At 55.6% G+C, this 14,955-nt stretch carries 13 protein-coding genes; 5 read left to right on the top strand and 8 right to left on the bottom strand.

Going from position 1 to position 14,955, the window contains the following annotated elements; all coding sequences use genetic code 11:
• Nucleotides 1-33 precede the first annotated feature (33 nt).
• Together dinG and SD69_RS06410 are read right to left on the bottom strand one after the other, a co-directional pair.
• Complete coding sequence (dinG, locus tag SD69_RS06415) at nt 34-2,169, bottom strand: ATP-dependent DNA helicase DinG (RefSeq protein WP_041522555.1); 2,136 nt, start codon at nt 2,167-2,169, stop codon at nt 34-36.
• Entirely contained in the window at nt 2,163-3,335 is a 1,173-nt protein-coding gene (locus SD69_RS06410; protein WP_041522554.1) for a 1-acyl-sn-glycerol-3-phosphate acyltransferase, read from the bottom strand. The genes dinG and SD69_RS06410 overlap by 7 nt, the downstream gene beginning before the upstream one ends.
• Before the next feature lie 185 nt (nt 3,336-3,520).
• Here SD69_RS06410 and SD69_RS06405 point away from each other — a divergent pair, with 185 nt between their 5' ends.
• Both SD69_RS06405 and SD69_RS06400 read left to right on the top strand, forming a co-directional pair.
• Nucleotides 3,521-3,925 carry a YchJ family protein gene (locus SD69_RS06405; RefSeq protein ID WP_052480939.1) on the top strand — a complete coding sequence of 135 codons (405 nt, stop codon included), beginning with the start codon at nt 3,521-3,523 and terminating at the stop codon, nt 3,923-3,925.
• 152 nt (nt 3,926-4,077) lie between these two features.
• Nucleotides 4,078-5,349 (top strand): diguanylate cyclase domain-containing protein, encoded by a 1,272-nt coding sequence (locus SD69_RS06400; protein WP_041522553.1) that lies wholly within the window; start codon nt 4,078-4,080, stop codon nt 5,347-5,349.
• Between the two features lie 20 nt (nt 5,350-5,369).
• Here the strand turns inward: SD69_RS06400 and SD69_RS06395 are convergent, their stop codons facing one another.
• Nucleotides 5,370-6,386: an aspartate carbamoyltransferase gene (locus tag SD69_RS06395; protein ID WP_041522552.1), complete on the bottom strand. Its 1,017-nt coding sequence runs from the start codon at nt 6,384-6,386 to the stop codon at nt 5,370-5,372.
• Between the two features lie 247 nt (nt 6,387-6,633).
• On the opposite strand from SD69_RS06395, the gene SD69_RS06390 reads away from it, so the two are divergent.
• Complete coding sequence (locus SD69_RS06390; RefSeq protein ID WP_041522551.1) at nt 6,634-7,530, top strand: DUF2971 domain-containing protein; 897 nt, start codon at nt 6,634-6,636, stop codon at nt 7,528-7,530.
• Nucleotides 7,531-7,539: 9 nt separating this feature from the next.
• On the opposite strand, the gene lnt is transcribed toward SD69_RS06390, so the two are convergent.
• The 5 genes from lnt to miaB all read right to left on the bottom strand — a co-directional run bounded on the left by lnt (nt 7,540) and on the right by miaB (nt 13,025).
• On the bottom strand, nt 7,540-9,078 hold the full coding sequence (lnt, locus tag SD69_RS06385; protein WP_232301158.1) for an apolipoprotein N-acyltransferase: 1,539 nt from the start codon (nt 9,076-9,078) through the stop codon (nt 7,540-7,542).
• Nucleotides 9,065-9,919, bottom strand: coding sequence for an HlyC/CorC family transporter (locus SD69_RS06380; protein ID WP_084591500.1), 855 nt, complete (start codon nt 9,917-9,919; stop codon nt 9,065-9,067). The genes lnt and SD69_RS06380 overlap by 14 nt, the downstream gene beginning before the upstream one ends.
• Nucleotides 9,916-10,461, bottom strand: coding sequence for an rRNA maturation RNase YbeY (gene ybeY / locus SD69_RS06375; protein ID WP_041522550.1), 546 nt, complete (start codon nt 10,459-10,461; stop codon nt 9,916-9,918). Before ybeY ends, SD69_RS06380 begins: the two co-directional genes overlap by 4 nt.
• 3 nt (nt 10,462-10,464) lie before the next feature.
• Nucleotides 10,465-11,514: a PhoH family protein gene (locus SD69_RS06370; RefSeq protein ID WP_041524507.1), complete on the bottom strand. Its 1,050-nt coding sequence runs from the start codon at nt 11,512-11,514 to the stop codon at nt 10,465-10,467.
• Nucleotides 11,515-11,666: 152 nt separating this feature from the next.
• The gene (gene miaB / locus SD69_RS06365) at nt 11,667-13,025 is read right to left on the bottom strand and encodes a tRNA (N6-isopentenyl adenosine(37)-C2)-methylthiotransferase MiaB (RefSeq protein WP_041522549.1); all 1,359 of its coding nucleotides are present in this window, start codon (nt 13,023-13,025) and stop codon (nt 11,667-11,669) included.
• Nucleotides 13,026-13,225: 200 nt separating this feature from the next.
• Here miaB and SD69_RS06360 point away from each other — a divergent pair, with 200 nt between their 5' ends.
• Together SD69_RS06360 and SD69_RS06355 are read left to right on the top strand one after the other, a co-directional pair.
• Nucleotides 13,226-13,552: a DUF1820 family protein gene (locus SD69_RS06360; RefSeq protein ID WP_198144062.1), complete on the top strand. Its 327-nt coding sequence runs from the start codon at nt 13,226-13,228 to the stop codon at nt 13,550-13,552.
• Nucleotides 13,553-13,789: 237 nt separating this feature from the next.
• On the top strand, nt 13,790-14,953 hold the full coding sequence (locus tag SD69_RS06355) for a glycerol-3-phosphate dehydrogenase/oxidase (RefSeq protein ID WP_041522548.1): 1,164 nt from the start codon (nt 13,790-13,792) through the stop codon (nt 14,951-14,953).
• Nucleotides 14,954-14,955: the final 2 nt, after the last annotated feature.

Genomic DNA, 14,955 nt, shown 5'->3' with positions numbered 1-14,955 from the left:
GTTCCCCTTTCTCAGCATACTCGCAATAAGTACTTACGCCTCGACTTTGCGGTTAAATGGCGGCAGAGAGTCGAGTATCGCCTTACCGTAGCGCTTGGTGACGACGCGGCGATCGAGCAACGTAATGCGTCCCGTATCACCCTCGGTGCGCAACAGCCGACCACAGGCCTGAATCAATTTTAACGAGGCGTCGGGGATGGTGATTTGCATAAAGGCATTTCCGCCGCGCTCTTCAATCCATTCGGCTACCGAGGCCTCGATCGGGTCGTCGGGCACAGCGAAGGGAAGCTTAGCAATAATCACGTGCGCGCAGTAATCGCCCGGCAAGTCGACACCCTCGGCAAAACTTGCCAAACCGAACAGTACACTGCCCTCGCCTTTGTCAATTTTTTTGCGGTGCGCCACCAGCATTTCTTGCTTAGAGCTCTCGCCCTGCAGCAAAATTTTACTCTGCCAAAACGCTGGTAATTCATCGTACACATCCAGCATTTGCCGGCGCGAGGAGAACAACACTAAAGAACCTTCATCCGGCTGCAAGAGTTCGGGCAGTTGCTCTACCAGCGCCGCCGTGTGAGCGCGGCTGTCCCCGGCATCGACGGCGTCTTTAGGTACATGCAAAATGCCTTTCGAAAAGTCAAAGGGGCTCGGCACAACCGCATAGCGGCTGTCATCGGGCGTGCCGGTACGCATCTGTAACCGGTCAAACTTTCCCAGTGCCGTCAAGGTCGCCGATGTAAGCACGGCGCCGTAGGCGCGATTCCACAAACTAAACTCCAGCGTACGCGCCGCCAAGATAGGGCTGGAGCAAACTTCGATATCGTAGTTGCCGTTAAAATCGATCAGGGTTAACCAACGCGCTTTAGGCACACTTTTATCGCCGTCGCTACGGGCATAACTTAGCCATAGGCCTGCATTGGCTTCGGCCCGCGCCTGCCAGGCACCAATAAGCGGGTAATTCGCCTCAAGGTCCACCTTAGGCACCCGGCAATGGGCGTCTTCCATCGCTTCGTTCAGCTCGCTGGCAATTTTTGTGAGCAAATCCGTCAACCGGTCAAAGCTCGAGTGCAGCTGCTCGGCCTGACTGACAATATTGTCCGGTACCACTCCGCCGACAAACCGGTAGTGATTGTTTTTCCAGTCGCGAGCGTTATCTTGCAACGATTGAATTTTTTCATCGAGCAAGGGATACAACATATCCAGCTCGCGCTTACACTCTATCAACTGACCGGGCAGTTGCTCGGCGTAATCATCGACCCGACCGGCACCGCTTATTTGCCCCAGCACCGCCCCTAAGCCTTTATTGCACTGTTCCAGCCAACGACTGGTCGAGAGCATGCGACTGTGGTGAGCAAAGTGGTTAAGCGCCTTGTCAGGTAGATGATGACCTTCGTCAAACACGTAAATGGTGTCTTCCGGGTCGGGCAAAATAGCGCCGCCGCCCAGAGCTAAATCGGCCAGTACCATATCGTGATTAGTAACAATACAGTCAGCCGTGTGCAGCGCATCGCGCGCTTTAAAAAAGCTGCAGGCCGACACATTGGAGCAGCGCCGGCCCGTGCACTGGCGGTGATCGGTGGTCACCCGCGCCCAGTCGTTCGGCTCCAGCCGCGTGGGCCAGGAGTCGCGCTCGCCGTCCCACTTGTTGGCGGCCAGCGCATCCATCATCGACTCGTACAACTTTACGCCTTCGGCATCGACGCTGGGCAGCTCGTCTTCGTAAAGCGCGCGAGCCGGATCTACCGCGGTCGAAAACTCACTCATTAAGTTATCGAGCTTAGACAAACACAAATAGCGCCCCCGGCCTTTGGCCAGGGCAAAGCTAAACGATAAATCTGTGTGGTTGCGCAACTCGGGCAAATCTTTGTGCACGATTTGCTCTTGCAGGGCAACGGTCGCCGTCGACACCACCAGCTTTTTACCCAACGCTTTGGCGATAATAATGGCCGGTAATAAGTAAGCGATGGTCTTACCGGTACCCGTGCCCGCCTCTACCACACACACATGCGCGCCGGTATTACGCACCCCCTCGGCATCGCTGCCAATACCGCCAAGGGTACGGGCAATCTCGGCAATCATAAGCTTTTGCCCATGGCGCGGGCCCAACTCGCGACTTTGTAAAAACGCCGAGTAGGTTTGCTGTATTTTTTGCTTTAAATCGTCGGTTAGCATTCGCGCTTTTGACCGCCCGTTGCCGCTAGTTTGTGCCGCACCGGGTTGGCGTACATGGCCTTCACTATGTCCCGGTAATCCGACGGAATAGCCTGCAGACGCAAATCAAAGCTGGCTCTTTCTTCACTGACGCTGCTCGGCTCAAACGGCAAGGCTTTGTCAGAGTACGGCAGTGAGCGCGCCTCTTCGCCGTCTTGATCAAAAGCGATGCAGTTGCTGGGATGCAACACATAGTTGCTCCATATTTGCCGATCGATCTCAGCGGTAACCGCATCTGCATCGGCAAAATCGCCACTCAACACATCACCAAAGGCCACATGGACATGCCCTTTTTGCCCGGCAATGCCACGGGCGATGCTCTGCACATCCTCCTGGTCACCTTTTTCATAGCGGCCCGACGTGCGCTGCTGATGCAGCTCGTGGGCTTTGGCTTCATCACACGGGTCCAACTCGTAGGAGATAGACACAGGCACAATGGCAAGCTCGCGCACGTAATCAGCATAATCCTGCGTCTTGGGGCGATTAAGCGTCAGCATTCCCACCACTGCCGAGTTGGTTAAATCATTGCCATCTTTGGCGCGACCTTCACGCTGGGCAATCCAAATATTGGCTTTGTCTTCAGTGAGCGAGTGGTGAATATAAGCCGATAGCTTTTTTGCCGCCTTGAGCTTTTCTCGCGGCGCTTTAACCCCACGCTTTACGATAAAACTTTTGTTTAATCGCATTAGATCGGACACATACTCTTTGGTCAGTAGGTTGTCACCAATGGCTATACGCAGTGTTTTAAAGCCCGAGTGATACAGGCTCCAGTTCACAAACGCTGGATCCATCGCAATATCGCGATGGTTGCTGATAAATAAGTAGGCGCGGCTCGGATCGAGCTTATCCAACCCCGAGTGAGTAATTTTAGTGGTGGTCTCTTCGATCATATGACGCATGTACTTCTCGACCACCAACTGAAACTCGTCGACGCTATTGACACCCGCCAGTTGGCGGCGCATCACCCGGGCCACCAGTGGGCGCAACACAAAACCCAAGGGCCCCGCTAAGCGCGGAAACTTTAAACGAGTGACCGCCTCGGCCAGCTCCGGATCAGCCAAAATACGATCGAGCACAGGGCGCACTTCGGCGTCGTTGTAGGGGCGAATATCGTCAAAATCAGTCATGGGCAATTATCGGGTGGTCAGTCAAGGTTACTAGGAAGCACGCGCAGCGATCGTTTGCAAAGCTCATCGAACAGGGTAACCTAACCGGTTATGATCAAAAAGCCGGGCAATTGCGCCAAGCGCTGCCAACAAGCCAAAGCCAGCGTGTAGAATAAGCCGCACAACATACCCAAAAGAGGTGCAAAATGCCACTCACAGCGACTAAATCCTGCCCCTGTGGCTCGGGCAACCGCCCGTTGGATTGTTGTACCGGGTTAATACTACACGGCGGTGAGGCGCAAACCGCCGAGCAGTTAATGCGCTCGCGCTACACCGCGCACACGATGCTGGCCATCGATTACCTATGGCAGACCTGGAGCCCAGAGGAGCGCGGCGCCAGCTCGCCCGAGGCCATTCGCGAATGGGCCAGTAGTTGCCAGTGGCTAGGGCTGGAGATACTCGCCTGCGAGGCCGGCTTGGCACATGATAACGAGGGCAGCGTGACCTTTTGCGCCCGCTATCGCCTGGGAGGCCGTGAGCAGCATCACCTCGAGAAATCCCTGTTTCGCCGAGAAGCGGGGGTTTGGCGCTACCTTCGCCACGCCGATTAAAGCTTTGCGCGCCGGTTACAGGGGCAAGCCGGATATCGATGGCTGATAAATCAACCTATTTCTGTGACACAGAATGATGTTTTTGGCGCCAACAATCGTTACACTATTACTTTGGGTGCCGCTATCGGCACACGGGCACTCTGGGTTATTGAATGAAAATTCTGTTGGTTGAGGACAGCGCGACATTGCGCCACGCAATGAGCCAGTACATCACCGACTCCGGCCACACTCCACTGGTGGCCGAGAGCGGTGAGGCGGCGCTACAACTGTTAGAAGACACACCGGTGGACATGATTATCATGGACGTCGAGATGCCTGGCCTTAACGGATTTGAAACTACGGTTCTGATTCGCGAGTGGCTGGGKAGTCACTGGATACCCATCATTTTTGTTACCGGCATGAGCGACGATGAAGATTACCGTAAGGGAATCGAGGCCGGCGGTGACGACTACCTGATCAAGCCCGTCAGTAAGATGATCATCCACGCCAAGATCCGGGCGATGGAGCGCATCGCCGACATGCGCGACCAACTCAATAAACTCAACAGTGAGTTAGAAGCGCTAAGCCAGCTCGACAGCCTAACCCAGCTACTCAACCGCCGTACGTTTAACGAATACGCGCAAAAGCAGTGGCAACTGGCCGGGCGCCAGCTCACCCACACCTGTGTGCTAATGCTGGATGTGGACCACTTTAAGCTGTACAACGATCACTACGGCCATCCCGCCGGTGACCGCTGTTTAGTGAGCGTGGGCGAGGCCATTAAAAGCTGCTTAAAACGCCCCTTCGATTTACTGGGGCGCTACGGTGGCGAAGAGTTTATTGTGCTACTGCCCGACACCGACGGCAACGGCGCTACCCGGGTGGGTGAGTCGATCCGCCGCGCCGTGGCCAAATTGGCGGTGCCCCACGAGGTTTCCCCCACCAGCGCCCACGTAACCGTATCAATTGGCGGTGCAAGCTGCTCGCAAACCAGCGGTTACAACCTGGAGGAGGTCATTAAAGCCGCCGACCGGGCACTGTACCGGGCAAAGCACTCGGGCCGCGATTGCTTTGAGCTAGATGAAATGACCGCCCACCGCACTGTGGTGGTGGCCTATCCCGACACCGAAATACAAATGCAAGCCTGCGAGGCGCTGCAGCCTCACTACAACCTGATTACCGCCGACAGCACCGACGAGGCGCTGGAGTTATCCCTTAACATTCGCCCCGACCTGATCGTGTGCAGCCCGGCGATGACCGACCAGTCGGGTCGTACCCTAACCCAGCGTTTAGCCGAGACACCGCGCACTCAGGGCACACCGCTGCTGTTTATACTCAGTGACGACAGTATCTTTGATACCCCGCCCGGCACCGCATCCTTATCGCTGCCCAGCGAGCTGTCACGCTTACCGGTAATGGCCAGCCGCCTCATCGACGGCGGCTAATCGTTGAGAATTAGCGCCGGTTACAGGGTACGCAATGAGTTGTACCAATTAACCTCGCGCGAGCACTGATCCACCTGATCCACAACATCCAGCACCAACGCAAACAACGCCATGCGCACCAGCACGCCGTTATCGGCCTGGCGGAAAATAGCGAGGTTGGGGTTTTGGTTTAAATCGTTATCCAGCTCGTTGGCCCCGGCGCGCGAGTCGCGCGGTAGCGGGTGCATAATCACCGTATTGGGCTCGCAGTACTCGGTGTAGATTGCCTGATTCAAACGAAACCGCCCACGGTACAAGTCAGCTTCCTCTTTAGTAGCAAAGCGCTCTTCCTGAATACGGGTGGAGTACGCAATATCCACACTAGAGATACTCTGGGCTAAATCGTCCGTAACAACCACGGTGTGGCCAGCTTCACGCATCTGCTCGATGATCGACCCAGGCATAGCCAGCTCTACCGGCGACACCAAGGTAATATGAATATTGTTAAACAGGCACAGCAGCTTACACAGCGAGTGCACAGTACGGCCGTACTTTAAATCGCCAATAAGCGCGATTCTCAACCCGTCGATCTCGCGCCCCTTAGAGGCCAGCTCTTTGCGAATGGTGTACAAATCCAGCAGCGCCTGGCTCGGGTGCTCGTTGGCCCCGTCACCGCCGTTTAACACAGGTACGCGGCTGGCATCCGCAAACTCGGCCACCGATCCCTCTTGCGGGTGGCGCATACAAATCACATCCGAGAACCCCGAGAGCACCCGCGCGGTGTCGTACAGCGATTCGCCCTTAGTAATCGCCGAACTTTCAAACCCGGTCGTCTCACGAACTTCACCGCCCAATAGGTTAAATGCGCAGCCAAAGCTGATGCGGGTCCGGGTGCTTGGCTCAAAGAACATATTGCCTAAAATGGCACCTTCTAATACCCGCGTGACACGGCGGCGCAGGGCATAAGGGGCCATCGCGTCGGCCACCTCAAAAATACGCTGTATGTCCGCGCGGTCAAATTGTGCAATAGAAAGAATATGAGAGCCGGTAAATATCACGATGAATCCTCAGGGCGGGGCCGCAGGTGGGTGGTAGAAGATTGCCGCGGCTATTTTAACGCTCAAGAGCGCGATGGCAAACGGCAAAACAAAGAGTTTCCACAAAAAATGAAAAATGCGCCTTGCCGGGAAGTGAAAAAGCCTTTATAAATCTGGCCCTCGGCCGATAATGATTCTATAACCCACTCAGACAACAGGATTCGGCAGGCATGATTGCCTCAGCCTGCAACGATAATAAGGACAAACCGTGCCCGAACACCCAGACACACTGGCAAAATACTGCCCGGCCCACACCGCCCTTAGTATTGTCGACACCCAGACAATGCGTTGGAGCGCGCCCGCGCTATTTGCCGACCCGTTTGAGTTAAACCATCGCACCACACTGGCGTTTGACCCACACTCGTTACTCGACAGCGTAATTCGCGCCGCCTGCGGGATGATTTTCGCGCGCGACGAGCCCCGCGGTAACTCCCCCCTGTCCACGGTTATTCGCCGCTGGCGCGACGAGGAGCGCTTTGCCTCGCCCGAAGAGGCCGAAGAGGCATTGCACGAACTGATGGCGCGTATGGTAGATCAGCGCCAAAGTGATATAGATGAAATGCTCAGCGACTGGCGCCAGTACACCCGCGCCCTGCGTATTTGCTCGTTTAGCACCAAGGCCGACAATCTGGCCGCCTGGCAATATTACGCCGACTGCCATCGCGGGGCGGTGCTTAAGTTTGCCTGTGGTGAGCACACCTCGTTGCCCCAACCAAAACCGGTTAACTACAACCCCTTTCGCCCCGAGATTTCGAGCCTTAAAGATCAGCTCAACGCCGTTTTGCACAATCAGCCGCTGCGCCCGCAGGAGTCGTTTGAAGAAAAGTTTTTAAATAAACCGCCAAGCGCCAAAGGCGAGAAGGAGTGGCGCTGCTTTACCCTGGCGCAAGACGAAGGCGGTGTGCGGGACAACGACGAACAACACTGGTATGTCGATCGCCCCTTCGCAAAAGACGAACTAAAAGCCGTCTACCTGGGCGCTTTTATGCCGGTAACCGATAAAAAAGCACTACTCAGTGCCCTACACAAAGCTTACCCGGACACAAAGGTTTTTCAGGCCCAGCCGGTAGCGGGCAAGTACGAGGTCGAATTTACCCGGCTGTAATACGCACGTTTAAAAACGTCGCCGGGCGGTATAAACCCCCACCAGCAACAACAGTGCGAGCATTACCGAGGGAGCGCTGCCCCAGCGCATAAACGGCGTTTGGCCATAGGCCGGATACACCGTTCCGGTTAATGTGGTTGCGACAAACTGCGGCGTTTTAGCCACCACTTGCCCCTGCGGGTCGACAATCGCACTAACACCATTGTTAGTACTGCGGATCATATAGCGGCCCGTCTCCAGCGCGCGCATTTGCGCCATTTGCAAATGCTGCAAGGGGCCAATCGAGTCGGCAAACCAGGCATCGTTACTGACCGTCATCAACACATTGCTATTGTGAGCGCTGCTGGCCACCAGCGACGGATACACCACCTCGTAACAAATGGTCGGGGCGATGGCGATACCGTCCACCACCAATCCACTTTGCTGCTCTGGACCTATATTGATGTACGAGGTGGGCAAGTCAAAAAACTCAATCGAGCCGCGCAACCACTGCTCCAAAGGCACGTACTCGCCAAAGGGCACTAAGCGGCGTTTGTGGTAAATGCCCAGCGCATCGCCCAACCCCACCAGCGAGTTGTAATAGCGCCGCTGTTGCTGTTCATCGTAAATAATGCCGGTAATTAAGCCCGTGTTGGTTTCGCTCGCACGGCGGCTGACCGTGTTTAAAAAGTCCAGCGCCCGGTGGTAGGTAAGCGGCACCGCAGCTTCGGGCCAAATTAGCCAGTCCGCGCCCCAGTGAGGCTCACTTAAATGCTGCAGGCGCTCTAATGTTGGCTGCGCCTGTGCTGGATCCCACTTAACCTCTTGGGCGATATTGGGTTGCACCATAGCTACCGCGATAGGGGTATCGTGGTTCATTCGTGTCCATTGCACCCCCTGCAGCTGCCAACCCAGTAACCAAATACCGAGTACCATGACACTGGCAACAATCAAGTTCCCCGAGGGGCGCACAAAAAAGCACCAGCCGGCTACGGTAGCGGCACTAAACGCGGCCAGGTAACCCACACCCATCACCCCCAGCAGCGGCGCCCAGCCGGCCAGCGGCGTATCGATGTGACCATATCCGGTATAGAGCCAGGGGAAGCCGGTTAGCAGCCAGGAGCGCAGCCATTCACCCAACAGACAACAGGCCGGAAACACCATTAAGATGCCGAGCCGCCCATAACCAAGCAGTTTACTGCTGAGAATAAAAGGCAGTGCGTAGATGGCGGCCATTGCCAGCACAAACACCAGCGTCAGCAACCCCGCCAACAACATAGAGGCGCCGCCAAACTGATGAATAGCAACATAAATCCAGGAAACGCCTACCCCGTATAAGCCGACACCAAAACAACCCGCCACCAATGCCGCGCGGCGACGAGAAACTTTAAATAGCAACAGGGCAAAGACGCCGAGACCGATCAACGCCAGCGGCCAGAGATTAAAAGGCGCCAGCGCCAGCGGCTGCAGCGCCCCAGCCAGCAATGCGGCCGCTGCGGCGTTATAACTACGCAAGCGGTTGAGTCCGCGCCTTACCTGGCCGGTAATGATGGTTTCACTGCTGATCAAGTGTGAGTCTTACCAAGTGAATTTGTCGGTTATCGGCGTAAAGCACCCGAAAGGTAAAACCGCCCACTTCAGTCACCTCGTTACGCTTAGGCAGGTGACCAAACGACTGCATTAAAATCCCGCCCATGGTGTCGAAATCTTCGTCACTTAAGCCGGCATTGAAGTAATCGTTAAAATCATCGATCGGGGTTAGCGCTTTAATCACATAATCAGTATCGCTGACCCGTTTAATCAGTTCATCGCTGACTTCTTCGTCGGTTTCATCTTCAATATTACCGACGATTTCTTCCAGGATATCTTCAATTGTAATCAGGCCGGAGATGCCACCATACTCGTCAATAACTAGCGCCATGTGATAGCGCTGCTCGCGAAACTCACGCAGCAGTACGTTAACCCGCTTGCTCTCGGGCACGATATTGGCAGTGCGAATAATACTGTCGAGGCTAAAATCAGTGGTACCTTCCAGCATCATGCGCAGCAAATCTTTAGCCAGCAAAATACCTTTAATGTCATCGATCGAATCGCCAATCACCGGAAAGCGCGAGTGCCCGGACTCGATGATTTTAGGCAAAAAATCCTGCGGCTTATCGTCCAGTTTAACCGCTACAATTTGCGTGCGAGGAATCATAATCTCCCGCGCCTGCAAGCTGGAGACGTCCAGCGCCCCCTCAATAATATTAAGCGCCTCTTGATCGAGTAGTTTATTCTCGGCGGCGTCTTTAATAATCTCGAGCAAATCGTCACGTGATTTTGGCTCGGTGGAAAACGTATGTAGCAATCGCTCTAACCAAGAGCGCTCTTGAGTGCGTGTTGAGCTGCTACTCGATGGGTCGTCCGTCATGGCACTGTGGATTCCTGTGTGGGCGATGTTGATTCCTGTGTGGACAAGGTCGCTTGTGGGGCGGGCGATGTCGCCTGGCCCTGAGTGATTTCGGTGTAAGGCGGGGCAAAACCCAGCGCGGTAACTATGTCTGTCTCGAGCGCCTCCATGGCTTCGGCCTCGTGCTCCTCAATGTGGTCGTAACCTAGCAAATGCAAGGTGCCGTGCACAAGCATATGGGCCCAGTGTGCATCGGCCGTTTTGCCTTGCTCACGCGCCTCGCGCGCAACCACATCGGCACACACAACAAGATCGCCCAGTAAAGGCAAGCCGAGTTCGGCGGGTAGATCGGCCGGAAAAGACAACACATTGGTGGGGTAATTTTTACCGCGGTAGCGGTGATTGAGATCGGCGCTGGTGGCCGGATCGACGATACAGACACTGACTTCGGCTACCTCGCGCTCGTTGCGCAAAGCAGCCGTTACCCATCGGTGTACCTCGTCGTCACCGGGCACTGCCTCGGAGTCAACTTGCCTGTCGATATCGACGTGAACCTGAGTCATACGCTAGCGCTCGTCACCCGTGGGGTTGGCTTGCTCAAAGGCATCGTAGGCTTGCACGATACGCTGTACCAGGGGATGGCGCACCACATCTTTAGCGCCAAAGTGGGTAAAGCTGATGCCCTCTACACCGTCGAGCACCTCAATCACATGCTTCAGCCCCGACTTTTGCCCACGAGGCAAATCGATCTGAGACGGATCACCGGTGATCACGGCGGTTGAGCCAAACCCGAGACGAGTGAGGAACATCTTCATCTGCTCGCAGGTGGTGTTTTGGCTCTCGTCCAGAATCACAAACGAGTTGTTTAAGGTGCGACCGCGCATGTAAGCCAAAGGCGCCACTTCAATGACATTGCGCTCGAGCAGCTTACCGACGGTTTCAAAACCTAGCATCTCAAACAGCGCGTCGTACAGCGGCCGTAAATAAGGGTCCACTTTTTGCGCCAAATCGCCCGGCAAAAAGCCAAGCTTTTCACCAGCCTCGACCGCGGGGCGCACTAGCAAAATACGCTCGACGTCGTCACGCAACAGCGACTCGACCGCACAGGCCACCGCCAGGTAGGTTTTACCCGTACCGGCCGGGCCCACGCCAAAATTAATGTCGTGGGTTTGCACCGCCCGCACGTAACGCTGCTGATTGGCACCACGGGGCTTGATGGTGGCTTTTTTGGTACGAATCAGTACCGTGCCCGCGGGCATCGGCTGATCGTCATCCGCCTCGGTGACTAACGTATCGGACACACTCTGTTGCTGCATAAGCTCCTCTATGCCTGCGCTTTGCAAGGCGAGGTGGATTTCATCAGGGGTTAACTCGCCGCTGCCGGTTTCGCGGTACAGTTGGCGCAATACAGCGGCCGCCGCCGCAGTCACAGCGCGCTCGCCGACTAACGCAAACTGGTTGCCGCGGTTGCTAATTTCGATATCGAGGCGATTTTCGATCTGACGCAGGTGTTGGTCAAACTGACCACACAGACTGGCGAGGCGACGGTTATCATTGGGCTCCAGAGTGACCTCGCAGGTAACCTGTGAGGTTTCGGGGGTGACGTGTTTATTCAAGGATGTGTAAGCACTCTTTTCGCGTTCATTAAACAAAGCGTAAACCATTAGCGCCGCTGGGGGAAGGCAAGTAACCGGTCATTTGCTTATTAATACACTCAGCTAAAAAACCACCAGTTATACCTGCCCCTGTGCGGCTAACAGGGCTCCGCTTAATCGTCTAACTCTGAGCTAATTAACGTACCCAGCAAAGAGTTGGGCAAAGCCACATCAATGCGAATATCGGCGAACTTGCCAATCAAGGCCGGATCGTCGGCACGGAAGTTAACCACCCGGTTGTTTTCGGTACGGCCCGACAGCTGGCCCGGGTCTTTCTTACTGTAACCGCTCACCAATACCCGCTCGATATTGCCTACCATCTGGCGGCTAATCTGCTGGGATTGCTGGGTGATGCGATCTTGCAAGATCTTCAGGCGCTGCTTTTTCACCTCCATTGGGGTGTCATCGGCCAAATCCGCTGCCGGCGTACCTGGGCGCGCACTGTAAATAAAGCTAAACGACATATCAAAGCCAATGTCGGCGATCAGCTTCATGGTTTTGGCAAAGTCGTCTTCAGTCTCACCGGGAAAGCCGATAATAAAGTCAGACGAAAAGCTGATGTTAGGCCGATGGGCACGAATACGACGCATTTTAGATTTGTACTCGAGCGCGGTATGGCCGCGCTTCATGGCCATCAAAATACGATCCGAACCACTTTGCACCGGCAGGTGTAGGTGACTAACCAGCTCGGGCACCTCCGCGTAAACGTCAATCAGCGAGTCGGAGAACTCCACTGGGTGCGAAGTGGTAAAACGGATACGGTCGATGCCATCCACGGCCGCAACGTAGGTAATCAGCTCGGCCAAATCGACGATGCCATCGTCAGATTCGCCGCGATAAGCGTTGACGTTTTGCCCTAAGAGGTTAATTTCCCGTACCCCCTGGCCGGCCAAATGGACAACCTCGGCCATGACATCGGCCATGGGCCGGCTAACCTCTTCGCCACGGGTATAAGGCACCACACAAAACGTGCAGTACTTAGAGCAGCCCTCCATAATCGAGACGAAAGCGCTCACGCCATCGGCATCGGGCTGGGGCAGCTTGTCGAACTTTTCGATCTCGGGAAAGCTGATATCCACTACCACGGCGCCGTTGTCGCGCGGTTGTTCCATCATCTCGGGCAGCCGGTGCAAGGTTTGGGGGCCAAAAATCAAATCGACAAAAGGCGCGCGCTCGGCAATGGCCTCGCCCTCTTGGCTGGCCACACAGCCGCCCACGCCAATAATCATGTTGGGGTTCTTCTCTTTAAGCTGCTTCCAGCGGCCCAGCTGGTGAAACAGCTTATCGGCCGCCTTTTCACGAATCGAGCAGGTGTTAATCAGCAGTACATCGGCCTCTTCCGGGTTCTCGGTCGCCACCATTTGGTGCGACTCCCCCAGCAAATCGCGCATGCGAGATGAGTCGTACTCATTCATCTGGCAGCCGTGGGTTTTGATATAAAGCTTTTTAACCGGTGTTTCGGTTGCTGACATTCGCTGAAAACCTTTGCGGGACGATAAAATTGGCTGCGCATTATAGCCATCTCAATAGCCAAATCACAGGGCCACCGGCCCAAAAGCGGCTACTTTTTGTGCAAATTTGTTGGCATTTATCCAGAATATGCTATTCTTCGCGCCCCTGATGGCCGGCAGGCGCCATCGGTAGCGACGTTACATCATTCCATCGAGGCATTATGATCGGCAAACCCATCTATAAGGTTATCTTTCACAATCAAGATCAAGTGTACGAGGTCTTCGCCCGGGCCATATACCAGAGCGAAATGTACGGCTTTATTGAAGTAGAGGAGTTTGTTTTTGGTGAGCGCAGCCAATTGCTGGTGGACCCGGGTGAAGAAAAGCTCAAGGGTGAGTTCTCGGGCGTAAAGCGCTCCTACATCCCTATGCACTCGATTATCCGCATCGATGAGGTAGAAAAAGAGGGCGCGGCCAAAGTACGCGAATCCAAAGGCGATAAAGTTACCCCCTTTCCCTATGGCGGCATGGCCCCCAGCGGCGACTAACCACTCGATTTTCCCCCCCGCGCACCGCACTGGCGATTTACTCGCCAGCCGCTTTAGCTTAGGCTTCTGCTAACCACTATTGCAGAAGCCTGCGACGTCGCCTATCCCTTACATAAATCTGGCGGTGGCCGCCTCATTGCAATGGCAGGCTTTAGCTGAACCCGATTAGCTTTACCTTAGCATTGCACAACCCCGAACCGGGCATTAGCCCGCAAACGCTCGCAAACGAGAATTGTCATGGATTACGACATCGCCATTATCGGCGCCGGCATTAGCGGTGCCGGCGTCGCTCAGGCAGCCGCGGCCGCCGGCTACAAGGTATTGCTGCTGGAGCAAACGGCTATTGCCTGCGCCACATCGCGCAGCTCCAGTAAATTAATCCACGGCGGTCTCAGGTACCTCGAGAGCGCGCAGTTTTCGTTGGTTCGCGAATCCCTGACCGAGCGCGCCCTGCTGCTTAAGCTCGCCCCCGAGCTGGTCAAACTCGCGAACTTGCATATCCCGGTGTATCGCAACTCACAGCGGGCTCCGCTGACCATTGCCGCGGGGCTCAGCCTTTACCGGCTACTCAGTGGGTTTGACAGCTCCACCCGATTCTCACGGCTTAAGCCCGACCAGTGGCCAGAACTCGATAGCATCAATACTGAGCACCTGAAAGCGGTATTTCGCTACCAAGAAGCACAAACCGACGATCGGGCATTAACAGCCGCTGTCGTCCAATCGGCGCAACAGCTGGGAGCCGAGCTGGCGCTGCCGGCCACCTTTTGCGGCGCCGAAACCACACCGGAGTTTTGCGATTTGCGCTACCGGCACAACGGCCGTGAACAACAAGCCCGGGCGGCTATGTTAGTCAATTGCGCGGGGCCCTGGGCGCCGCAGGTAAACCAGCTGATATCGCCCACCCCCGCACTCCCCGAGATCGAGCTGATTCAGGGCGCGCATTTACTGCTACCGCCGCAGCTAAAGCACCACTACTACCTGGAGTCTCCCAGTGATGGCCGGGCGGTGTTTGCCCTACCTTGGCAAGGTAAGCTGTTATTAGGCACCACCGAAACACCCCACACCGGGGAGCCGGCAAACGCCCACTGCCACCCCCATGAGATGCACTACCTATTAAATGTGCTGAAACACTACTTCCCCGACTTACACATTTTACCCAGCAGCGCCGAGAGTTTTGCCGGCTTACGGGTGCTACCGCGCAGCTCGGAGCAGGCGTTTGGGCGCAGTCGGGAGTCCATTATGGAGCTCGGCTCCCACAACCGGGTTTTTACATTAATGGGCGGCAAGCTGACCACGTACCGCGCCACCGCCGAGCAAACCCTAGAACAACTCGCGCCACAGCTCCCCCAGCGCACGCGACGTGCCGATACCCGAACCCTGGCGCTAACACCGGTTAGCTAGCC

This window comes from Gilvimarinus agarilyticus (genome assembly GCF_000832015.1).
In the GTDB taxonomy this organism is placed as follows: Bacteria; Pseudomonadota; Gammaproteobacteria; order Pseudomonadales; family Cellvibrionaceae; genus Gilvimarinus; species Gilvimarinus agarilyticus.
The sequence above is the reverse complement of the archived record's forward strand: the minus strand, read 5'-3'. Positions and strand labels throughout refer to the sequence as shown.